The 23,243-nt window shown below is 35.2% G+C and carries 21 protein-coding genes; 8 read left to right on the forward strand and 13 right to left on the reverse strand.

Annotated features, from left to right (window positions below; all coding sequences use genetic code 11):
* Nucleotide 1 precedes the first annotated feature (1 nt).
* The 7 genes from H7A25_21515 to H7A25_21545 all read right to left on the reverse strand — a co-directional run bounded on the left by H7A25_21515 (nt 2) and on the right by H7A25_21545 (nt 8,413).
* The gene (locus tag H7A25_21515) at nt 2–349 is read right to left on the reverse strand and encodes an Hpt domain-containing protein (GenBank protein MCP5502491.1); all 348 of its coding nucleotides are present in this window, start codon (nt 347–349) and stop codon (nt 2–4) included.
* A complete protein-coding gene (locus tag H7A25_21520) occupies nt 349–2,820 on the reverse strand; it encodes a response regulator (protein MCP5502492.1) in 2,472 nt (823 codons plus the stop codon). Before H7A25_21520 ends, H7A25_21515 begins: the two co-directional genes overlap by 1 nt.
* A gap of 9 nt (nt 2,821–2,829) precedes the next feature.
* Complete coding sequence (locus H7A25_21525) at nt 2,830–5,163, reverse strand: hypothetical protein (GenBank protein MCP5502493.1); 2,334 nt, start codon at nt 5,161–5,163, stop codon at nt 2,830–2,832.
* A gap of 125 nt (nt 5,164–5,288) precedes the next feature.
* Nucleotides 5,289–5,858, reverse strand: coding sequence for a hypothetical protein (locus H7A25_21530; GenBank protein MCP5502494.1), 570 nt, complete (start codon nt 5,856–5,858; stop codon nt 5,289–5,291).
* Nucleotides 5,859–6,230: 372 nt separating this feature from the next.
* Nucleotides 6,231–7,013: a hypothetical protein gene (locus tag H7A25_21535; GenBank protein ID MCP5502495.1), complete on the reverse strand. Its 783-nt coding sequence runs from the start codon at nt 7,011–7,013 to the stop codon at nt 6,231–6,233.
* Nucleotides 7,013–7,219: a hypothetical protein gene (locus H7A25_21540; protein MCP5502496.1), complete on the reverse strand. Its 207-nt coding sequence runs from the start codon at nt 7,217–7,219 to the stop codon at nt 7,013–7,015. Before H7A25_21540 ends, H7A25_21535 begins: the two co-directional genes overlap by 1 nt.
* Nucleotides 7,220–7,315: 96 nt before the next feature.
* The gene (locus H7A25_21545) at nt 7,316–8,413 is read right to left on the reverse strand and encodes a KamA family radical SAM protein (GenBank protein MCP5502497.1); all 1,098 of its coding nucleotides are present in this window, start codon (nt 8,411–8,413) and stop codon (nt 7,316–7,318) included.
* A 134-nt stretch (nt 8,414–8,547) separates the two neighbouring features.
* Between H7A25_21545 and H7A25_21550 the strand changes: the two genes are divergently transcribed.
* The gene (locus tag H7A25_21550; protein MCP5502498.1) at nt 8,548–9,609 is read left to right on the forward strand and encodes a DUF2183 domain-containing protein; all 1,062 of its coding nucleotides are present in this window, start codon (nt 8,548–8,550) and stop codon (nt 9,607–9,609) included.
* Nucleotides 9,610–9,613: 4 nt separating this feature from the next.
* Nucleotides 9,614–11,950 (forward strand): HAMP domain-containing protein, encoded by a 2,337-nt coding sequence (locus tag H7A25_21555; protein MCP5502499.1) that lies wholly within the window; start codon nt 9,614–9,616, stop codon nt 11,948–11,950.
* A gap of 15 nt (nt 11,951–11,965) precedes the next feature.
* Here the strand turns inward: H7A25_21555 and H7A25_21560 are convergent, their stop codons facing one another.
* Genes H7A25_21560 through H7A25_21585 form a run of 6 tightly spaced genes read right to left on the reverse strand, consistent with a single transcriptional unit; the run spans nt 11,966 to nt 17,967 of the window.
* Nucleotides 11,966–13,228 carry a DUF2029 domain-containing protein gene (locus tag H7A25_21560; protein MCP5502500.1) on the reverse strand — a complete coding sequence of 421 codons (1,263 nt, stop codon included), beginning with the start codon at nt 13,226–13,228 and terminating at the stop codon, nt 11,966–11,968.
* A gap of 58 nt (nt 13,229–13,286) precedes the next feature.
* Nucleotides 13,287–14,327, reverse strand: a complete 1,041-nt coding sequence (locus tag H7A25_21565) for a VWA domain-containing protein (GenBank protein ID MCP5502501.1) — start codon at nt 14,325–14,327, stop codon at nt 13,287–13,289.
* Complete coding sequence (locus H7A25_21570; GenBank protein MCP5502502.1) at nt 14,324–15,265, reverse strand: VWA domain-containing protein; 942 nt, start codon at nt 15,263–15,265, stop codon at nt 14,324–14,326. Before H7A25_21570 ends, H7A25_21565 begins: the two co-directional genes overlap by 4 nt.
* Nucleotides 15,262–16,146 (reverse strand): hypothetical protein, encoded by an 885-nt coding sequence (locus tag H7A25_21575; protein ID MCP5502503.1) that lies wholly within the window; start codon nt 16,144–16,146, stop codon nt 15,262–15,264. The genes H7A25_21570 and H7A25_21575 overlap by 4 nt, the downstream gene beginning before the upstream one ends.
* 4 nt (nt 16,147–16,150) lie before the next feature.
* The gene (locus tag H7A25_21580) at nt 16,151–16,981 is read right to left on the reverse strand and encodes a DUF58 domain-containing protein (GenBank protein MCP5502504.1); all 831 of its coding nucleotides are present in this window, start codon (nt 16,979–16,981) and stop codon (nt 16,151–16,153) included.
* Nucleotides 16,981–17,967, reverse strand: a complete 987-nt coding sequence (locus H7A25_21585; GenBank protein MCP5502505.1) for a MoxR family ATPase — start codon at nt 17,965–17,967, stop codon at nt 16,981–16,983. The genes H7A25_21580 and H7A25_21585 overlap by 1 nt, the downstream gene beginning before the upstream one ends.
* A 129-nt stretch (nt 17,968–18,096) precedes the next feature.
* On the opposite strand from H7A25_21585, the gene H7A25_21590 reads away from it, so the two are divergent.
* The 6 genes from H7A25_21590 to H7A25_21615 all read left to right on the forward strand — a co-directional run bounded on the left by H7A25_21590 (nt 18,097) and on the right by H7A25_21615 (nt 23,235).
* The gene (locus tag H7A25_21590) at nt 18,097–19,116 is read left to right on the forward strand and encodes a hypothetical protein (protein MCP5502506.1); all 1,020 of its coding nucleotides are present in this window, start codon (nt 18,097–18,099) and stop codon (nt 19,114–19,116) included.
* Nucleotides 19,109–20,011 (forward strand): hypothetical protein, encoded by a 903-nt coding sequence (locus H7A25_21595; protein MCP5502507.1) that lies wholly within the window; start codon nt 19,109–19,111, stop codon nt 20,009–20,011. The genes H7A25_21590 and H7A25_21595 overlap by 8 nt, the downstream gene beginning before the upstream one ends.
* 67 nt (nt 20,012–20,078) lie before the next feature.
* Entirely contained in the window at nt 20,079–20,654 is a 576-nt protein-coding gene (locus H7A25_21600; protein ID MCP5502508.1) for a class I SAM-dependent methyltransferase, read from the forward strand.
* Nucleotides 20,655–20,678: 24 nt separating this feature from the next.
* Nucleotides 20,679–21,770: an AraC family transcriptional regulator gene (locus tag H7A25_21605; GenBank protein ID MCP5502509.1), complete on the forward strand. Its 1,092-nt coding sequence runs from the start codon at nt 20,679–20,681 to the stop codon at nt 21,768–21,770.
* Between the two features lie 27 nt (nt 21,771–21,797).
* Complete coding sequence (locus H7A25_21610; protein MCP5502510.1) at nt 21,798–22,292, forward strand: YiiD C-terminal domain-containing protein; 495 nt, start codon at nt 21,798–21,800, stop codon at nt 22,290–22,292.
* A gap of 19 nt (nt 22,293–22,311) precedes the next feature.
* Nucleotides 22,312–23,235, forward strand: a complete 924-nt coding sequence (locus tag H7A25_21615) for an NAD+ kinase (protein MCP5502511.1) — start codon at nt 22,312–22,314, stop codon at nt 23,233–23,235.
* The last annotated feature ends 8 nt before the right edge of the window (nt 23,236–23,243 follow it).

The following is a 23,243-nucleotide window of genomic DNA, read 5'->3' on the forward strand; positions in this document are numbered from 1 at the left end:
GTTATTGGAGAGTTTCTTCTAACTCTTTGAAGGTAGCTTCTGCACATTGAATTAGCTCAGTTCTATCTTTTATGTAATTGGCTTCGGAATAAAGAGATGCTTTTTTTTGCATTTCCTTGCCTAACTTAAAGAGTTTATCGGCTCCAATATTGGCAGAGGCTCCCGCCAATTTATGGGATAAATGTTCAATTTTCTCAGTTTCCTCAACAGGAACGTTTGCCAGTTCTTCAATAATGGGTTTTACTGTAGCAATATAAGTGCTAACAAATTTCCCCATCAAAGCAGGATTTGCTCTTCCTGCCATATTCCTAATTTCTCCAATTCTTTCTTCGTTTAACAACTCGCTCATTAGCTTTTCCTCTTTTCTTTTAAAAAATTAAAACAGGCTTTTATGTCTGCAACTGTAACCGGTTTAGGGACTACATAATCAAATCCCTTAGTCAAATAGTATTGTTCAGAGTTCATAAAAACATCTGCCGTCATAGCCACAACAAATAAATCATCTCTATCTCTAATATTATTAATCTGGCTTATTGCTTCAATTCCATCCATTACGGGCATACGAATATCCATAAAAATTAGATCATATTTTTTTTTGTCTAAGCTTTGTAAAACCAACTTACCATTTTCTACTATATCCACAGTGTAACCAAATAATCCAAGCATCTCCTCAATAACAATTTGATTAAATTCCTGATCTTCGGCTACTAAAATTCTTAAAGGTAAAGATTCCGAATATTGAGACTCTTCATCTTCCTTACCTGTATCATCACCCAGTTCATTCTGGTTTTTTATAAAATATTCGCAAATTAAATTATATATCTTGGATGGATAAACAGGTTTTTGAATAAAAGATTGAATATATGGATAATTTAGATGCAATTCGGGTATCTGCTCTTTAAAAGAGACAATTCCATAAAGAGGGAGCTCTGGATAAGCTTCATGGATCTGCTCGGACAATAGTAAATAATTATTTTCTATAGGGTCATCCATTACCAGAAATAAAAGATCCAGAGAATCTAAATCTTTCGGTATCATTTGTTTTTCTAAAGAAATATATACCTGTTTAATTGAAACTCCCCATATACTGGAATAATTTTCAAATATACTCACATAGTTAGAACAAGAGGAAACAAAGCCAATTTCTTTTCCCTGTAGGCCTGCCCTTTTATCAGATGTACGATATTCCGGTTTTTCCCCGGTGATTATATCCTCATCTATTTGAGATTTAATTGTGAAATAAAAAGTACTCCCTTTATCAACAACACTTTCAAACCAGATTTCTCCTCCTAAAAGTTCTACAAGTTTTTTGGATATAGCAAGTCCGAGTCCAGTCCCTCCGGTTTTCCTTGTTTTGGAATCGAGTAATCGATTGAATGGCTTAAATAAAGACTCTTTTTTTGACATATCAATTCCAAAACCGGTATCACTGATTTCAAACAAAAGCTCTACTGATTTATCTTTTAATTGATTTAATCTTACACTAATTCTAACTTCTCCTTCTTCAATGAACTTCAAAGCATTTCCTATAAGGTTCAATAGAATCTGTCTCAGTCTTTTTCCATCTGAATAAATAAATGCCGGAACTTCCGGAGCAATCATAACAAAAAGATCGATTTTTTTATCTATCGCTCTGGAGATGAGTAGATCCAGAATATCATAAATATGCTGATCGATCTCAACTTTTTCTTCAAATATTTCATATTTACCAGCTTCTAATTTTGATAAATCTAATATATCATTAATCAAAGACAGCAGCGAATCACCACTCTTTCGTATAACCTCCGTATATTTTCTCTGCTCAGGACTCATATTCATTTTTTCTAATACAGAAGCCATTCCGACAATACCATTCATCGGAGTACGAATTTCATGGCTCATAGTAGCTAAAAATTGTGATTTTACACGATTTCCTTCTTCAGCGGCTTCCTTTGCTTCTTTTAATGTTTTCTCAAATCGTATTCTCTCAGTAATATCTCTCGATATTGTTGTAAACAAAGTCTCTCCGGAAATTAAAGTTATGGAAAAAGATATATCTACTAAAAATTCTTCGCCGGATTTTCGAACTGCTTTTACCATGATATTATTCTTTTTGTGGTAGGAATGCTCATTGTAATGTAAAAGGAATGTCCTTAGGCCCCTATGAAAACGCTGTGGAAGTAACATTTCAACAGGTTTTCCGAATACATCCCCGGACTTATATCCGAACATTTTCTCTGCACCCGGATTAAAAACATTAATCCGGCAATAGTTATCTATGGAAATGATTGCGTCACTGGCATATTGTATAATATTTTCATATTTTTCTTCGTTGTATTTTAAGTTAATTTCCGCTTCTTTTCTTTTTTTTATTTCTTCCTGAAGATGATGATTTGTTTCAGAAAGAGTGCTGCTTAACTCCATATACTTCTTCATATCCTGAAATCTTGCCATAGAAATAACGATGGATCTTTCCAAATCGCTTTTTCTGGCAGGTTTTACCAGGTAAGCTCCAATCCCGTATTCCATAGCTTTTTCAAGTACCGTGTGAGAGGAATATGCAGTTACAAGGACAATAGGAATCGAAGCATAATTTCTCATCTTAAATATAAAGTTGATCCCGGCATTTAAGTCATTCTGTCCTGTATCAGGATCGGACATCTCCATATCCAGAAGGACTATATCAACCTTTTCTTTTTTTAATATTTCAATTCCTTCATCAATATCATATGCTTTAAATATATATCCAAATCCCAACTCGGTAAGTTGAGCACTTAATAATTCACAAACGAGAGGTTCATCATCTACAATTAGTACACATATATTTTTATAATCTATCATATTACTTTATTATAATTTCCTTACAAATGATATGGTTACTTTTGCTCCCAATTCATTTTTTAGAATAATTCCACCTTTTAAAGTAGCCCTGGCGCTCATTTTTACGATCTTTAAACCAATATTTCCTTCTTCCTCATTGATAACAGATTCAGGAAACCCAATGCCATTATCCAAAAAAACAAGTTGGACCACATTGTGATTTCTTAAAATATGGATAATAATCTTGGGATGCTCGATGTCTTTAAACGCATGTTTAATGCTATTTACTATGAGCTCATTTGTAAGTAAAGCAATTGTTGTAGCCTGTTTGGCATTAACAAAAATGGTGTCCTCACAAAGAAGTTGTAATTTAATCTTTACCTTAGAATAGCTGTATACAACATTTTCACTTATCTGATAAACAATTTCCTCAAGAGGAACTTCTGTCCAATTGGATGATGATAAAATACCATGCACATCTGCCAAGCTTTGTATGCGGGTACTTAATTGATGAATAATTCCAAAATATTCTTTTTGTGATTGAATGTTTTTCATTTTTTCCAATTCCAAAATACCCAGGATAGATGCCAAATTATTCTTTACTCGATGATTAACTTCTTCCAACAAAATACCTTTTGTTTCAGCATCTTTTTTACTTAAAATTAAAAGCTGCTTATTTTCTTCTGCTAATTCTCTGTATCTTGCTTCACTTTCTATAATGGAATCTTGTATTTTCCTTCTTTCATAATAAGATATAATTGCCTGTAAGGCAAGGTGGAGTAATTCTGCTTCTTTATTCCACCATTTTTCAAAAGGAATTAAAATTCCCAGCTCTATTAAAAAAAAAGCCCATTGTCCTTGACTGAGAGGTATCGGACAGAGGATAGAGAAATAGCCGGTACGCAATTTTGAAACAATAATATATTTAGATATTCGAATACTTCTATCTGCAAGTTCCTTTAAAAAACTTGCATAGTTCGTAAAAGTAGTATAAGCAGTTTCATTTTCCTGAAGAGTGCTGCACTTCCAGAAAACATCTGTTTCTGTACCTAAAAACAAAGAGACCTTATCTGCCAGAGTGGAATATTCCAACATCCCTAATAGATTTAACCAGTCGGGCACTTCCCAACCGAGAGTATTTAGGTAAGCCTGCATATCTACGATTGTATTTAAATATCTTTCCCTGATTTGCAAAGTCTTACGAATTTCTACCTGCTCATTTACCTCTCTTAAAAATGTAACAACAAATTCTATTTTTCCTTGCTGGTCTTTTAAAGGTAGAAGAATACCATCCAGATAGATTCCCTCTTCGCATAAAAATTTTTCCGAATACAAATAAAATTCTTTTTTATCTACAGTTTCACCATCATAAACTTTTTTGAAAAAAATATACAAACCCATATCTTTTATAACCGGGTCAGAAAATAAATTGTATTTTCCCGGCTTTTTTGCTATATTATATTTTTTTAAGAATTTCGATTTGGCTTTATTTACACGAAGTAAATATCCTTTTCCATCATACATTGACATATACAAAGGTGAATTATCAAAGATGGCTGCTATCAATTCTGATTGTCTGTGAAGTTTTTCTTCTGACAGTATTTTTTCTGTTACGTCTCTTGCAATTCCTATAAAAAACTGCTCTTCCTTTTCTTTGAAGTGAATTAATAGAATACTTAACCAGTGTTTTTCCCCATTTTCAACAAAGTCTATAACGGTTTCAATCTTGCTTCCATGCTCAGTTTTGAGTAGAGATAAAATGTCGGATTCCTTGAGCTTTAAATTTTTAAGAAAAATTTTCTTCCCAAAGGTTCTTATGGTTTCTTGAAAAATAACAGAACCGATAATCTTCTTTCCAAACTCCCATTCAAAAAGAAAGCTTTCCGTTTTATGATTATATACAATGCCAAATGTATAGTCTGAAACTAATTCGCCTACCAACTCTCTGGTTTTTATATAAAACTCATGATTTTTCTTATATGCCTGTTTTTCGGGTGAATAATGATGTACGAGTCGAAAAATTTCACTGCTTGTAATGGCTTTCCAATCCAGATAATCCTGGTAACCCGCCTTGATAGCCAGCACTGATTCCTGAATCGATGCATTTCGAGATATAGCAATCACAGGCGAAAAAAGGAAATTATGTTTATTGCGGAGTTTATGCAAGAATAATTCATCTATATTCTGTATGTCATGAAACAAAATACAAAAACCATCGATTGAATCTTGTAAGATTTCAGTTTCTGAGTAAAATAATAGTTCTCCTGTGAAACTCGTATTGAATTCAAATATAGGAAAAACTGTAGTATAAAAATGTCCGGGCTCTTTACCTACGCATATAATAGAAAAAGGACTCTTACTCACAATCTTCCTGCCAAATTATTTCTAAAGGTGATACTAAATTATGTGGTTTTACAAAATAGAAAAATTCGAGAATTGTCTTCATCATAGGAGGATAGCTCACCTATCCTCCTGAAAAGTTCCCTAATTTATTTTTTGGCAGGAGTCGGGCTGGCTCCAAGCTCTGTTATAGATTCCACATCAACAGTAATTAACTTATCAGAAGAAGCTACTTTGAAAGCAACTCCACCTTTTGGTTTTGTATATACATCCAGAATTTTCTGAGGAACCTTATGTAAATAACGAGTTAATCTACCATTTACTGATTTCTCTCCACTTTTCATATCCAGGAAATTTTTTAAGTTTCCGGTTAAAGATTTAAACTTTGTAGGTGAACAGTATGCAAAAATGGCAATCTCATCTGTCTTATAATTATAAGTAGATGGAACTATAGGAAAATAGAATTTCTCTGCTTTGTCTTCAGATGGTGTAGAAGGAGCAAATTTCTTCTTCTTGAAAGTGTAAGAATAGAAATAAGTTAAAGGCATTCCCTGTATAGCTACATACTTTTTCTCCGCTTTTACTTTGCCGCTAGCATAATCCTGAGCAGAAAACTTATGGGGGTTTCCAACTGTTTCACCTGGAACATTCGGATCTCCACCTTTACAGGTGAAGGTAAGTCCAGCTATTAAAAAGAAAATTAAAGTAGTTTTTCTCATTACGAACCTCTTTATAAAATTATAGTAGTAAAATAAGAATACAGTATTTGGAAGCAATAAAAAAAGTTTTTCCGATTCTATTTACAGAGTATTTCTATTTTTCTAAAAGATAGAAGCCTTTTTTCTCTGTATAACATCCGTGTTCTCTATACACACCATTCTCTAAAAAATAGATTTTTTGTGCGTATTGTTCATTTCTTCTTACACATTTCTGGCAGATGAACACCCGGATGGCCCATTCACATTCTTCGATGCGATATACAGGCCAGACACGAAGTAAAGGTTTGGAGTATTCCTTTTCATCCGCCGGTGGAGAAGAAAATACAGGAAAGTAGGAAAAACAGAGTATAAGGGATAAAACAAAAAATAACTTCAGCTTTTTTTCTCCAGGATTTTACTCAAACCCCGTATCTGTTGGATTGACTCTTTAATCCGATTCATCTGATTATCCGAATATGGAAAAATCATGCGTATATTTTGTTTTAGCTCGTGAATTTCTTCATAAAGAGTAATGAGAAGCTTCACTTCTTCATTAATTTCACTACCGTACATTTTTTGTAGAAGTAAAATTAAACGGGAAGGAATATCCATAAACCAGATTTCGGTTACTGTTAGATCGGGTATATGGTTTAAAATCCAGATTTGCAGGTTCAGTTGGAGGATCTTTTCCAGTCTGGAAACATCTTCTTTTGTATTACGAGGTTTTAGTGTCTTATAAAAATTATAGCGATTGTCCAAAAAAGATAAAAGTGCCGGAATATCGGGCTTTCTATGCTTGATTGTCTGCCATTCTTCCTGAAGCTTCACAAAGTCGTTCTGACCGTATAAAACCTGTCCGAGTTCACAGAGGTGAATCGAAGTCGGTTCAAAAAGCTCTACCCGCATCCGAAAAGAGTCCCTGTCCCCTGCCACAAGACTTACAGAAGATTCAGACTCTAAAAGATTGAGGGCCTTTCCAATCGATTGTATAAAAGTTCCATTCATCTGATCCTGAACACTGGCAATCAAATAAAAATTGTAGTCAGAAATGGGCGTATGATCCCCCCTTGCTCTCGAACCATAAAAAACCAGATCAAAGGGCCTAAATGAGTTTATCTCGGAAAGATTGTCTCTCAGCTCATCAAAGAGGGATGTTTCGGAAAATGTTTCTTCCATTATTCAAAAAATTGTCTGGTCCTTGATAAATTCTCTGATATGGCTTTAAATGCCCTGTCTCGTTCTTCTATAGAAGGAAAGGAAAGCGACTTAATGTTGTTCAGGTCATTGTACACAATTTCAATAATGGGTGCCTTGTGGTGTTTCTTAATTGTATAAACAAAGTTCAGGTTTATAATTTCTGATTCCCCTAATTTTAACCACATCGGCTACTCCTTTTTAGTTTCCTCTGGCACATTATATTACTATACTTCGGAAGGTCAAAGCTTATTTACCCGGAAAAATTCTTTCTTTTCGGGATTTCATAGGCCAATTTCGTATTCCTCCCCTCGAAAATTTTCCAGGAGATAGGATTTTTCCCTTTTCTCCTTCAAATACGGAAGTGGAACCGGAACTTTCCCTCCACCTCCACTGAGATCCACCACGTATAGAGGCTGACAAATTCCGCTGGTATTCCCTCGTATCGCTTTCATCAGCCTGATTCCTTCCTCGATAGGCACCCGAAAATGGGAAGTTCCATAAATCTCGTCACACTGATGCAGGTAATAAGGCTTTACACCCATTTTTATCAGGCCATAGTGCAAGTCACTCAGGTCTTTTGCTGTATCGTTTACTCCTTTTAATAAAACAGACTGATTTAAAACGATAGCATGAGCCAGGCAATTCAGGTTTTTGATAGCTTCAAAAGCTTCTTTCGTACATTCCCGGCTATGGTTAAAATGTGTCACAATGTAGAGAGGATAGAATTCCGATAGAACCTTACATAACTTTTCCGTAATCCGAAAAGGGAGAGTTACCGGGTATCGGGTATGAATTCGAACCTGGTTCAGGTGGGGAATCGCTTTTAAAGAAGATAAAAGGTAACGAAGCTTTGAATCGGAAAGAGACAGAGGGTCCCCTCCCGAAAGAATTACCTCTCGAATCTCTCTATGCTCCCGAAAATATTGAAGGGCATTCTCCCAATCTTTTTGTTGGGGCGTATGCTCACTACTTCCGACTTTCCTTTTTCTTGTACAGTACCTACAAAAAACAGCACACATGTGGCTTACATACCAGATAACCCTATCCGGATAACGATGGGTCACTCCTTTCACCGGCATGTGAGTCTCCTCTGCGAGGGGATCTATTTTATCATAATCTGATATTTCTAACTCCTCAGAACTGGGAATGACCTGTTTTCGTATCGGACAGTTTGGATTATCAAGTTCTATAAGAGAAAAGTAATATGGACTCAGACCAAAATGAAACAGGTTGCGAGTGGAAAGAAAGCCCTCCTCTTCTTCTCGGCTCAAACGAATAAAGGGAATCAGTTTGGATATAGTAGTAAAGCGGTTCTGTAACTGCCATTTCCAGCTATACCAACTATCACCGGCTTCTTTTCTAAAATCCTGAAAATCCATTAAAAGCTAGCATTTAAAGAGCTGATATTTTTTCAAGACAGAACTTTACTGCCTTACCGGAAAGGTGTTTCTTTGATGAAAAAACTTTTTTACTTGCTTTAAAACTACAAAACCCTGTATACTTTTTTAAAAATATGAAACTCATTTTTGCCTTACTCTCCATTCTCTTTTTAGGAAATCCTATGTTTGCATCTCCCATAAAACCCGACGAAGATGTAATCTTTTATCCAACTTCCGCCCATCACGAACTCTCAAAAGGTTGGATTGTGCCCATTCATGCCCACGTATTTGAAAAGGAAGAGAATTCTAAAAAGAGAAAACTCTTCATCGATGCACTCAGAAAGTCTCTCAAGATTCAAAGAGATACAGAAGAAGAAAAAATTTTCAAATCTCGTCTTCACTGGTTTTTGGTAGATAATGAACGTTGGAAAGGAATCGAGATTACTATAGAAGGAAAGGCTTACAAAGTCGGTAAAACTTCTGCCAATGGCCATTTAAAAAGTTTATTAGAAATACCTAACTTAACAAAAGGTTTAAAGGTGATTACTTATAAACAAAAAGTTCCAACAAAAGACAAACGTAACTTCATCGGGAAAACTTTTCTTATTCCGGAAGAAGGAATTTCCCTGATTTCGGATGTGGATGATACTATAAAATATAGCGATGTTCGAAATAAAAAGAAACTTTTAGAAAATACATTCATAAAACCCTTCCGGGCTATCGAAGGCATGGCCAATTTGTATAATACTCTGGCTTCCAAAGGAGTTGCCATTCACTACCTCAGTGCAAGCCCTTACCAGCTTTATGTTCCCCTTTCTGAATTTTTCGAACAAAGTGATTTTCCGGAAGGAGAATATTTATTAAAGAATTTTCGCATTAAAGATACAGATTTTTTTAACCTGTTTTCTTCACCCCAGAAATATAAATTCGAGAAGACAAGCGAACTCTTAAAAAAGTATCCGAAGCGAAAGTTTATACTGATAGGAGATTCCGGAGAAAAAGATCCGGAAGCCTATGCAGAAATAGTTAGAAAATATCCGGACCGTATAATAAAAATATTAATACGTAGAGCTTACCCCGAAGACAAAGAAGAAAGGTTTAAAAAAGTATTTGAAGATATCAATCCTAAGCTTTATAAAATATTCGACTCCGCAGAAGAAATCGTAAAAGAAGAATTATATCCACAGTCGAGATAGAACTATGTTAAAAAAACTAAAGATAAAATATAGATTATTCTTAAGTTATGCAGTCGTTTTTCTTATGCTATTTCTTACCGGGATACTTGGGTTTTATGGAATTAGAATCATATCAGACAAATTTACCTCGGTAGTTCAAAAAGATGCAGCTCTTCTAAATCAGGTTACTTTCATACAAAAGAGTGTATTGAATTTAAGACGATATGAAAAGGATATACTTATCAATATCAGTTCTTCGGAATCAGTTGCTTCCTATAAAACAAAGTGGGACTCGGAAGTAAAAAACGTTTCAGAACAATTAAACGCCTCCTATAAACTGATAGAAGGTTTTGAGAATCAAAGCCAGATTAAGGCCAACTTGCTGTCCATTAATAAAAACTTTGAAACTTACTCCGGAGGTTTTAATTCTTTGTATGACAAAATAAGAGAGAAAATTTTGTTAGATAGTCTTGAAGTAAATAAAGAAATGAAACCATTCAAAGAAGCTACCTATCAACTGGAAAAAGAAGTGGATGAGGTTTATAATTATCTAATCTTAAAAGCCCAGAACAATGAAAAAGAAGTAAATGGACTTACTTATAAACTTTCTACAATGCTAATTCTAATTACTTTTTTTTCCGCCGTATTGGTTCTGTTTTTCAGCTTAATTATTTTTCGCTCGATTAATAATCCTCTTTCTCATTTGCTTTCTATATTTGAAGATATCTCGGAAAAATCCAATCTCCAACTCAGGGTAAAGGTTTATACTAATGATGAAATAGGAAATGTTTCGAAGGCAGTAAATCGAATGCTGGACTCTTTAGAAAAAATATATACCGATATTATACATCTTACAGAGAATGCAACTGAGGGAAAACTATCCTATCGTGCTGACGAAGAACAATACGATGGCGATTATAAAAAAATGATAGCTGGAATGAATCGTTTATTGGACTCTGTCGTGGAACCTCTAAAATTAGCTGCTTCTTATATAGAAAATATCTCCAAAGGAAATCTTCCGGAGAAAATAGTCCAAGAATACAGGGGAGATTTTAATACCTTAAAAGATAATATCAACACATTAGTTTATAACCTTTCCACCTTCATCATTGAAATAAAAACAATGGCTAAGGAACAAAGAAAAGGAAATATTGATTACTCCATTCCTGAAAAAATATTTTCGGGAGCTTATTTAGAAATGGCACAGGGTGTAAATTCCCTGGTTCAGGAACAACTGCTTGAAACAAAGAAGATCATAGAAGTAGTCGGAGAATACGGAAATGGAAACCTGAGTATAATAGCTCCGACATTTCCGGGAAAAAAAGTTTTTATCAACAAAAGCTTAGATAGTGTAAAATCGAGCTTGCTTGCAATCAATCAGGAGCTTCAAAGATTAATCGAAGCTGCCATTGAAGGAGAACTATCAATTCGTGGGAATGAAGATAAATTTAGTTACTCCTTTAAAGAAATTATTGTTGGCTTAAATCAACTTTTAAATGAAATCCTAAATCCTTTAAACAAAGCAACAGAAGTTTTAAAAAACCTCGCCAGTGGTGATTTGAGTAAAAAAGTCGAGGGTGATTTCAAGGGTGACTACTCCCTGATTGTAAACTCTCTTAATTTTGCCATTGATAAAATACGTGAAATTTTCAATAAAGCCTACGACATATCCTCTCAATTAACAATTGGCTCTATAGAAATAAATAAAGCTTCCAATCAATTAAGTGAGGGAGCAAATGAGCAGGCAGCCAGCGTAGAAGAGTCCAGTGCTGCAATTCAGGAAATCCTCTCTTCTATTGAACAAAACACTCGGAATGCATCCATGACAGAAGAATTGGCCATAAAAGCAGCTAACAAAGTACAGAAAGGTGGAGAGTCCGTCCATAAAACTTTAGACGCGATGAGAGAGATTTCCAATAAAATTAATTTAGTAGAAGAAATTGCTTCTCAAACTAATCTTCTGGCGGTAAATGCGGGTATTGAATCAGCTCGTGCAGGAAAGGAAGGTCAGGGATTTGCTGTAGTGGCAACTGAGGTTCGAAAGCTGGCTTTAGGAAGCAAAGAAGTAGCAAAGGAAATTCGAGAACTGGCCGAGAAAAGTCTAGTGATAGCAAACGAATCTGCCGTCCAATTAAATGAGATAATACCGGATGTAGAAAGAACGGCAAATCTGGTGAAAGAAATTTCAGCCGCATCTAAAGAACAAACGGATAATATACGGCATATTAGCAAAGCAATAGAACAGCTAAATCAGATTACGCAAAATACGGCTGCTGCTTCTGAAGAACTGGCTTCTACCGGAGAATCCTTAAGTCATTACGGAGAAGACCTGAAAGAAACTATTGATTTTTTCAAAATGTAAGAAAACTACTTTCATTTAAACTTGCCTGATTCTAAAAGTAAGCTTTACTAAAATACCATATAACAAATAGGAAGTATACAAAAATAAGGAAAGAAGTAATAAATGATTTTCGAATGTATTTCCAATAAAGGCACGGTTGCTAAATATAACCAGTATAGAATATATCCAGACAGCAATTTTTTCTTTCTTATCTAAAAGTCCATTTGCATACAAATAGAAAAGATAAAATACAGGAAACAGCAAAACGCTGAAAGAATGTAACCAACTGATTCCGCTCAGGATTACCGAAAGAATAAAGAGCATAGCAACTATAGCCAGTTTTTCTGCTTTATATTTATAATGAATCCATATTAAAGAAAGTCCGGAAAGTCCTCCCAAAAAATAAAACATCAACTTGACCTGCACTGCTTGCAGGGTAATAAAAGGCATAGAAAGTGAAGGCTGATTTACCGGGTCAGCCCCCATGAGAAAATACTTGGCTAAGGTGGCGACAAGACTCTGATTGTTCTTCCAGGCACGAAAAAGAGGGCTTTTCATGGCACTCTGTAAGACAAGGGTATTCCAATCCGATAATAGTTTTATATGATATTCATGCCCGGCAAGGGAAGGTAGAAACAAAAGGACAAAGGAACATATAAGGGTGCTGAACATTTTTTTGTATTCTTTTTGCAAGAAAAAGTATAGAAGAAAAATAGCAGGTGTGAGTTTTATAATAATCGCAAGTGCCAGGGCAAAACCACTAAGATAGGCATTGCGGCAGTAGATAGCAAAGAGAGAGAGAAAGATGAGAAGAAAGGCCACCTGATTATTATTGATATGATTTTCGAAAAAACGGTAATTTACAAGAAGAGTAAAAAACATAGCAAAAGCAAAACCTTCTTTAGAAAGCATTTTATAAATCAAAAATATAGAAAATAGTAAACAGAGGAAGTTCATCAGAAAAAAGATTCTTGCAGAAAGCTCATATTCCAGAGAAGATAGAGGTTGCAATAGAAAAGCGAAAAGAGGTGGATAAATGTAAGTCCCCACGCTTCCCTTCAGAGCTTCTAATTTCTCCCAGTTTTCCGGTTTAAGAATTTCCATAAAATCAAATTCTTTATGAAAATTCTTTATAAGGTTTAAATTGTAAATATCCTTATGTTCCGAAAAAGACTTTGAAGCTCGATAGTAGTCTCGGAAATCAGAAGGATTCTTTGCTCTCTGCATTCCTAATATTAGAAATACCATAAGTATTAAACCGCTAAATAGGTAGTATAGTTTCTCTTTTGTAAATGTCATCTTTTCCCCTGTGGAAATTTTTCAGGTAAATCATTAATAATTAATTGGTATGGAAACCTTAACGTTTCCTGCTGAGAAGATATTTAAACAAACTTTCCAAAAAAAGTAAGTCAAACACCATCAAACAAAATGCCGGGAATAGAAAATACTGATAGCCATCTCTTTTAATGAATTCCTGCATACGCTTCCCTGTATTTTTCTTCATTCCTTTAATTTCTTCTACAAGAATATTGGCTGCCTGATTACTGCGGTTTAAGTGAATGTATGTAGCTGAATGCTTATTGGATAGTTTTTGCAAGTAAGACTGAGACAGTTTACTGATGATAAGGCCTGGGCTACCCTGTTGCTTTTGCAATCGCCTGTCTCGGGTAATGTAACCTTTTGAACCGGTTTCTTCATCACTATAGTAAATAGGTCCACCGGCTTCTGTTCCGATTCCCCAGATAAATAGAGGTGCATCCAGAGTTTCAGGAAATTCATTTTCCATATTTTCTCCGTCAGTTACAAGAACTACCAGTCTATTGCGATAGACCTTACCTGATTGCAAAATAGGTTCTGCTTTTTTAAAAGCAGCCTTAATATCCGTTCCGCTATCCGGAATCATATCCACATCTAAGCCGCGTATATAATCAGCAAACGCAGTGATGTCGCTTGTCATCGGACAGTATAAAAAAGCTTCTCCGGCAAAAGCTATTATCCCAAGACGATTACCATTTAAATCCGATAAAGAACGAAGGACCGTTTCCTTGAATAAACCCAGACGATTGGGTTTTGTATCTACAGAATTCATCGAAAGACTCGTGTCTACGATAAAGAGTATATCCACCCCTACTCCTGTATACGATTTAAAACCTTCTTCTTCTGAAAAGGATGGATTTAAAAGGGAAATGGATAAAAGAACCACCATACAGATATATAAAATATAACGAAAAACTAATAAACTTCCTCCGATACGTTTTATGTTTTTCTTAAGACCCGGATACTGTTTTAAAAAAGAGCGAATTACAAAATTCTGATAGTTTTTAATACCGAGGTATAATAAGAAAGAAACAACAAAAAAAAGAATAATAAGGATAGATTGAAAATTTACATTTTTCATAAGGAATACCTGAGAAGAAAAGCTCGAATAAGAAAATCTAAAGCCATAAAAATCAGGGCCGGGATTAGAAATCTTAAGAAATAACTCTCTGTAATCAGCTTCGGTTTGGATTTCACTTTATCTCTTTCTAACTTATCGATAGAATCCATAACCTCCTGAAACTCCGTCGGACCGGTAGCTCGAAAAAATAAGCCACCTGTATCATCCGAAATCTTTTTTAAGGATTCAAAATCAACCTGGTATGCACCAAATCGTGATTTTCCCACTCCTATTGTATAGATCTTAATACCGAAATGCCTGGCTGTTTCTTTAGCCGTTAAAGGATCTATTTTTCCCGTATTAGAAACACCATCCGTAATGATAAGAATCACTCTCGATTTGGCCTGAGAACGTTTTAGGCGATAAGTACTTAATAAAATCGCGTCCCCGATAGCAGTTCCCTGTTCAACAATAGATTTCTCATTAATTTCCCGGCAGAGTTCAACCAGGGAGTCCCTATCGGAAGTCAAGGGGGATTGCAAATAAGCAGCACCGGCAAAAACCACAAGACCAATTCGGTCGTTCTTTCGTTTACGAATAAAATTCTGGATAAGACTTTTTGATACTTCGAGGCGGTTACTCGGCAAGAAATCATTACTTCTCGCCATAGAACCCGATACATCTACTGCTATCATCATATCTATTCCCTGTCTGTCTTCCGGAAGCATTTCAATCTTTCTCCCGGGTCCGGCAAGAGCAATCAGGACAAGAAGTAAGGGAATAAAACGTAAGAAAGCGAGCCAATCAAATGAAAATCGAAAACCTATTTTTGTAGCTTCCTGGTTGCTGAGAGACAATTCTTGTCTGTTTCGGTAGATTCTAAAATAATAAAATACGATAAGATAAAGAAAAAGAGGAATTATCCCGTATAAAAAATAGGGTCTTTCAAAATAATTCATAGTAATAAACTATCCCAGTGTGAAAGCATGCTCTCGGCATCCTGTTTTTTTAAAATTGTATCATCCGGCATATATTTAAGAGAATCGAAAAAATTTATTATCTTTTTTATTTCTTCTGAGTTCATCCTGTATTTTCTTTTAAAAATATCTTCCATTTCATGAAACGTTAGGTGTTCTACCTGGATCTGATATTTATTATGAATTTTCTCTTTGATAAAACCGGATAAAATGTATAGAAAATCTTTTCTATAAATAGGAGTTTCTTCAAGAAGAGACCAAATTTTATCTTTATATAAATAGATCGGCTCGTAAATCGGAGGACTTTCTATAATGGCGTCCTTCGGGCCTGCATTATACTTCTTTGAGAAATAATAAATAACATAAACAATAGTACCGACAAGAATTGTAGAGATCAAGAATATTAGTAAAATTCGAAGTAATACAGGTCCTCTAAAAAAAACCGGGTCTTTAATATCGAGTAGTTTCTTTTCGTCTCCCTTCAGGTTGGAATATACCTTGATTTTCGCAAACGATGGATTCCAATCTCCTTTACTATCCTGCCAGGAAAGGGGAAGAGTAAATTCTCCTTTTTGCAAGAAACGAATTCTTATTCGCAAAGAATTATTTTCTTTTGATATTTCTTCTATTTTCCCATAGGGAAGATCTGCTTTTTTATCTCCCTCTTTTCCGTATAGAAAACCTTTTTCCGGTAATTTCCAATCTTTGATATCAGTATTCTGATAATCCACCCGAAACTCGATGCTATCTCCTACATTACATTGCTTTTCTGAAAAATATTCTTTCACTTCTGCATACAGAGATAACTTGAAAAAAAATACAAAAAGAAGAATAAAAAATTGCCTGCTAAAAATACTGAACATAAAACTATTTACTCATAAAATATAAAATCTCTTTGCCGAGTTCTGAATCCGTACGGAGGTGGAGCAGATTATTACGGTAAAATTGAGCCAGTAATTTTGACTCCCGATGGAAACTACTCCTATAAAAAGGACCTCCTGTCCCCTCTTCTATTCGATTTATAAAAAAATACTTAAATACCTTATCTTCTGGTTTTTCCTCACTTCTATCAGAAACTCGAATGGCGTAGAGCTCATGCAATTCCTGCAAAGGCCTGTAAAGCCCCAGGTCGGAAAGACCGGCAAAGTCACTGATGATGTAGGATACAGATTTTCTGGGCATTCTATCTTTTAATAGTTGAAAAGGAAGATGGTGAGAAGTCTTTTTATTTAAAAGGGAATAACTATAGATTTTCTTAAGTATTTTGTATGCTTCTGTTTTTGTTTTTACATCCTTATGAATTTCTTCTACTTTATCAGAATATAATACAATATTTACCCTGTCTCCGGAATGTAGAGAAAGAAGTAAAATGAAAGCTAAGAATTGAAACCCGATAAAAAACTTATTATAGTCATTGCTACCGGAAAATAGCATGGAGGAAGATATATCCAGAAATATATTAATCAGTCTATCATTTTCCTCATGAAATACTTTTACATGAACATTGCCAGTCCTTGAGGTAACGTTCCAGTCTATGAAGCGAGTATCATCTCCGTAAGAATATTCCCGGACATCCTTAAAATCCATACCTCTACCGATTTTGGTAGAAAGCATACCTCCGGCTTTAATGCTTCTAATTTTTTTTCGATGTTTAAATTCGATCTGGCGAACAAGTTTTTCCAGCTCGGATAAAATCATCAGGGTAACTCCGTGCTTTCCATTATAGTCTTTATAAGGGATTCAACTGTAATATCCTCCGAAATAGCTTCAAAGGTAAGAATCAATCTGTGTCGGAAAACATCAAATACCAGGGAACGAATATCTTCTGCCGTCACAAAAGAACGACCTTCCATGAGAGCATGTGCTCTTCCTGCTCGTAAAAGTGCCAGCGAAGCCCTCGGAGAAGCCCCATGTTTGATATAGGGTTTCAATTCTTCTATAGAAGTTGTTTCCGGTCTGGTGTTTCGGACTATTCGAATAATATAATCTTTTAGTTTTTCATCAATATGAATGGCATTTGCCTGGTTGTAAATCTGCAATAGCTCATTTGCACCCAATATTTTCTGAATCCCCTTGTCGGGTTCTCCGGAATCTCCGTGTTGGGAAAGAATAGCAAGTTCTTCCTGGAAAGAAGGATATCCTACGTTTATTTTCATCAGAAACCTGTCCATCTGGGCTTCCGGCAACTGGTAAGTTCCTTCCTGCTCAATAGGGTTTTCGGTTGCAATTACCATGAAAGGAGTATCCAGTTTGTAGGTTGTCTCTCCTATGGTTACAATTTTTTCCCCCATACACTGCAACAAGGCAGATTGTACCTTGGCCGGTGCCCGATTGATCTCATCAGCCAGTAGGATTCCTGTAAAAATCGGACCTTTTCGGGTCTCAAAGCTGGCATTTTTAGGGTTAAAAACCACGGTTCCTATCAAATCGGAAGGAAGTAAATCAGGAGTAAATTGAATTCGATTAAAGGAGAGGTTTAGAGTTCCGGCCAGGGATTTTGCCAGGAGGGTCTTGGCGAGCCCCGGCATCCCTTCAAGAAGAATGTGCCCCTGTGAAACAAGGCCGATTAACAGCTTTCTTACGGTAGTATTCTGACCTGTAATTTCTTTTTTAAGTTCTTCGGAAACCTTATCTAATTTCTCTTTAGAGCTAAGAATCAGCTCTTCCAATTGCTTTTCTGCCATGCCCTTCATCAAAAATTAATACTGGCAATTTTTCAAGATAAAATTCAGAATTAAATGTTTGCAAAAAAAAAGCCCGGCGACATTCTTTATTCTAGAAATATAGCGAGATAACAGTTTTTACCGAATCACATGTTAGATATTATTAGAGAAATATTACCCGAATTCTGTGGATTTTATTTCTCTTCCGTTCAGGTCTATTTTCCCAGGAAAAAAAGCCGTCTCAAAGTGCCTGAATCCACGCTTCTTCTCCTTAATTCCAATAAACCCTTTGATTATCTCCTATTTCCGCATATCGATAGGATCTGCCACAGAAAGGATAGAAAGCTTTTTTTTCCGGTTCAACACGCAAAGAAGCAATTTTTAGGATTCTACCAGAAAAAAAATCCCCGTTTTTTTTGGGATACAATCGAACAAGTCAGCCTTTTTCCGCTTATTGATACTCGCTTTGATTTCAAAACGGACTTTCATTCTTTCCTTAGCGATGAAGAAACCAAACAGGAAAGTATCAGGAGTATTTTGAAAGCTTTAGAATCCAAACAGCACCCTGTGCTATATTCCGAAGAATTCCCGGAAAAAATTAGCAGTTTTCCTTTTATCCTTCAATCTCTATTACAGGAAAAAGAGAAATTATTGGTTCTTCAGATAAACCTGAGTTATGATTTGCTCTCGGAAAATGGGATTAAGGCCCATATTTATCCGGGCAGGCCGTTTTACATCAGGCGAGAAAACTCCAGAAGTCATATTGCACAATTACTCCTGCGGGAAAGCATTACGGGTTTTACCTTAAGTCCGGGTCATTTATTTGCCTATGGCCTTTTTTCAGAAGATATAAAAAATGGAGTTTCGAGGCATTTCTTTTTTTATAAGATGAATCGGCTGGCAAACGCTCTTTACAGGGAAAAGTTTTGTAATGTTTCAGATAAATGCCTGGAGTCCTCTTACGAAGAACTTTTTGCAGATTATATATACTTTGCTAAAAAGAATGCCTATATAGAATATAATCAAAAAAAATATTATGGAACAAATAAGTTATACGAAATATATAGTCCATTGGATAAATTAAATCTTTACTATCAGCATTATCTTGAATTAGCACCGCTGCATATATCAATGAATCACTTTTGGAGAGAAGTAGACGAACATGACTGATGAACCTATTTTAAAAAAAGTACAGACTTATCTAAAAAATAAAGAGAAACTAAAACGCTCGATTCAAAGAATCCTTGACTTTTTGTTTCAAACAAAAATGGAAACCCTGATTCCACAGACCCGGCACCTGTTCAATAGAGAGCTTTATGAAATTTTGAAACAGGATAAAAATATTTTTCAGGCTATTGCAAAATTAGATCATGCTAATATTTTCCCCTATAGAACTCTTTCCGAGGGAATGGAAAAAGAAACGGAAAAGCAAATAGCTGAATTTATAAACTCAATAGAAGTTAAACCCTCTCGAAAACTTATTGTTGAATTCATGAGTCAGGATTCCATTAAACAGCTTTTATCAAATATTGTAGAAAGCGCTATTATTGAATTTAACAAAAAGTTTAATCCCCTTTTTGGTGCCATGCAGGCCACCGGGATGGACAGACAGATTAAAACTTTTATTAATATGTTTTTACCGGGTTTACTCCCAAAGGTAGCCGATTTCCTTTATACAACAAGTCTTGAAAGTGCAAATAGTAATCTTGGCTATGACCTTACACTAAATTTTCTTCGTTCTCCGATTTCAGAATTAGATTTTCCTAAAGAGGAACAAATCAAAATAGCGGAAAGCAAGTTTCATCGTTTAAGAGATACCCTTTTAGAAGATGAAAAATTAAATGAAAGTCTACAGCTTTCCTATGAAAATGTAAAAGGAATGTTTTTAAAGCGTTATGGAACTATGACTCTTAGAGAATTTTTAGCTGAAGATAAAGAAGAAGAATATAGTTCCTTTAAAGAAAAGTTTTCATCCGCTCTTGCTGATATTGTCATCGAATACCAGGAAGTCAATCAAATAGATAGGCTTTTAAGCGAGCTAATCCTCGATATAATTTCAGAGTAATAGAATGTGTACGTCCTGCTTTTCGAATGCTTACAACTTCCTGTTTTCCAGCTTCTATGATAGTTTCATGTACACGATAGAAAAAGAAATCCTTAGAGAAAAACGCCATTCTTTACTATCTGAACTAAAAGGTGATATATTAGAAATTGGAAGCGGAACAGGAATTAACTTTCGGTATTATCCGGAAGAAGCGAGAGTTTTTGCCCTGGAACCTTCCAGGCACATGTGGAAAAAAGCTACAGAAAGAATGGAAAAAGAGTCTCCGGTAGCAAAAATCCATCCAATTATTTCCGGCTTTTTTGGGGACAAACTCCCGGAAGGTTTAGAAGAGAACAGCATGGACTACATCGTTTCTACCCTGGTTCTTTGTACGGTTCCGGACCCGGAAAATAGTATATTACAATTTAAAAAAATACTAAAACCGAAAGGAAAGTTAATTATATTAGAACACATTCGTTCTGTTGATAGTTTTACAGCTATGATTCAGGATGGTTTAAATCCGGTCTGGTCTATTGTTTCGGAAGGATGTAATTTTAATCGTCCTACGGATTTCCTCCTGAAACAATACGGTTTCGTTCCACTGATAGAAGAATATTTCTTTCACACACTTCCGTTTTACTCTGCGAGTCTGGTTATGAGCTAATTTTTTTTCGAAGGGTGTTTTATCATGGTGGTTCCCTATCTCATTGTTTTTCTCGGTATATTATCCCTAATACTCCTTCTGTTAAAAAAAGAAAAAACTATCTCGGAAGCATTCATTTTTCTCCTAATATGCACTTTTATTATGCAATCCGGTTTTCATATTATTTATAATTCTCAAGCGTCACCGTATTTACTTTTATCCGGTGCTTTCCATTCTACTTATGGCCCCTTGCTCTTTCTATATATAAGAGCTAAAAAATTTTCCATAAACAAAAAAAAACTTATCTGGCATTTTTTACCTTTTTTTATAATATTCGTATTAGAAGAAATAATAAAACAATATCAGCCTATTCCCCCTAAACTACCTGTTTATAAGCAAAATGTTCTATTTCCGAAAATTCCCATATTTCCCTTACCTGTTTTAGTATACAAAATTACGAATACAGTTTCTACCCTATTTTATATCTATTTAATTATCAAAACCTTAATTACCACCAAAACTTTGCGTATAGGGCATAGTTATAGGTATGTAAGTGTTCTATTTTCCTTCTTTATAATAAATGCTTTACTACTCTGGTTTCCACCGGTTTCTGAAATTATCTTGATTCGTCCTCTTATTATGCTTATATTCACTCTGCTGGTTTACTATCAGGTTTTTTTGGATTTATTTGAGTCCTTCTCTTTAAAGAATCAGCCTACTCCAGAAATTACAGAATACGAGGTCGAGAATAGAAATATTAAAAAATATAAACTTTCCGGTCTCAAAGACGATTCGAGTATGGAAATTGTTTGTAAAATTCTAAATTATATGAAAGAAGAAAAACCCTATCTTAACCCGGATTTTTCCTTAGATATTATGGCTAAAAACTTAGAGGTGCCGAAGTATCATCTCTCGCAGGTACTAAACGAAAAAATGCAAACTAATTTTTATACCTTTGTTAATGATTATAGATTAAGAGAAGTTATTCTTGAATTAGAGAAAAACCCACATTTAAAAATCAATTTTCTTCATCTGGCATTAGAAAAAGGTTTTCCTTCCAAAGCAACTTTTAACCGTACATTTAAAAAACAAACCGGAGAAAGTCCGAGCCAATTTAAAAAAAAATTACAGATTTAGAAAATACAAAATTAATTTGGAGATACCATGAATAAAAGAAGCAGTGGTTTAAATTTTGAAGTATTCCCTATGTGGAAGTTTATGGAAGAGACATTTGGTTCAGAAGCAGCTTTTGAAAACTTCGGTCCCTATAAAGGTGCCAGCGTAAAACCTAAAATACTGAATAAAAATACAGTGGAAGTGAGCATGCCTCTTGTTATATCAAATACAAACTATGTTGGTACACATTTCGGAGGTTCCCTTTACTCTATGTGTGATCCCTTTTATATGTTTATTCTACTCTGGAATCTGGGAGAGGATTATATTGTCTGGGATAAAAGTGCAAAAATCGAATTTATTTCTCCGGGAAAAGGAACCGTCAAGGTTACTTTCTTTTTATCAGATGCAGAATTTGCAGAAATCAAAGAAATTTTAAAAAATACTAAAAAAACCACAAGATTTTATAAGACAGAAATTTACGATGAGAATGGAAAAGTAGTAGCCCGATTAGAAAAAGAGTTATACATTCGTAGGAAAAACTAAGAAAGGTAGGATTTCTCCCATGACTAAATTAAACTTTTCCCCGGAACGCATCCTGATCGTAAGCAAAAGGACTCGTTATGAGTTAGATACCTTTCGCTATGCCGATGAAAAAGAGAGAAAGAAAATTTACAAACTAATCAAGCTTGAAGAACGTATTATGGCTTCTCATGAAAGGCAGGTCAAAAGTCGTGAAGAAGTTCGTAACATTTTTCCTGAAATTACCCGTCTCGTTTACAGGCAGGAACTGGAAAAGTTGAACTTGAAAGAGTTTGATCTGATTATTGCCCTCGGTGGAGACAATCATTTTACCTACATAGGTCATTATTGTATTCAAAATGATATATATATCATCGGTTGTAATTCTGATACCGAAACATCTATGGGTGCCATGCTATCCTTTAGTGCAGAGACCCTCAAAGAGACCGTGCAAAATGATTGGTCGGATGTTTATGTAGAAGAATGGCCTCTTATCATTGCAAGAATTACACATCCGGATGGAAGAAAAGTGGAAACCTTCGGGACGATAAGCGAAATAACTGTTCGAAATAATAATCCGGATCTAATTAGTAGTTACCATATTTGTTTTGATGGGATCCGAGAAAAACAGAAAAGTTCCGGCCTGCTATTCTGTACCGGAGCCGGCTCCACAGGCTGGTATCTTTCCTGTCACCAGAATGATGAAGAAACTGATCCATCTTTTCCCAAAACAGCACCCTATTTCAAAGCATATAGTAGAGAACTCAGCAAAACAGCCAGAAAAAACTACAAGCTGAATGATTTTAAAGTAGAGACCTGCTGTAAAATCATATCTGATATGGATGGAGGAATATGTGTGGATTCCTTACCGGAAAGACGATATGATTTTCCAAGTGGCTCGATAGCCGAATTTTCTTTATCCTTTAAAAAACTAAAAGTTATCCGAAAGAAAGATCCCGATATTTAATCAGATCC

The organism is Leptospiraceae bacterium (assembly GCA_024233835.1).
In the GTDB taxonomy this organism is placed as follows: domain Bacteria; phylum Spirochaetota; class Leptospiria; order Leptospirales; family Leptospiraceae; genus JACKPC01.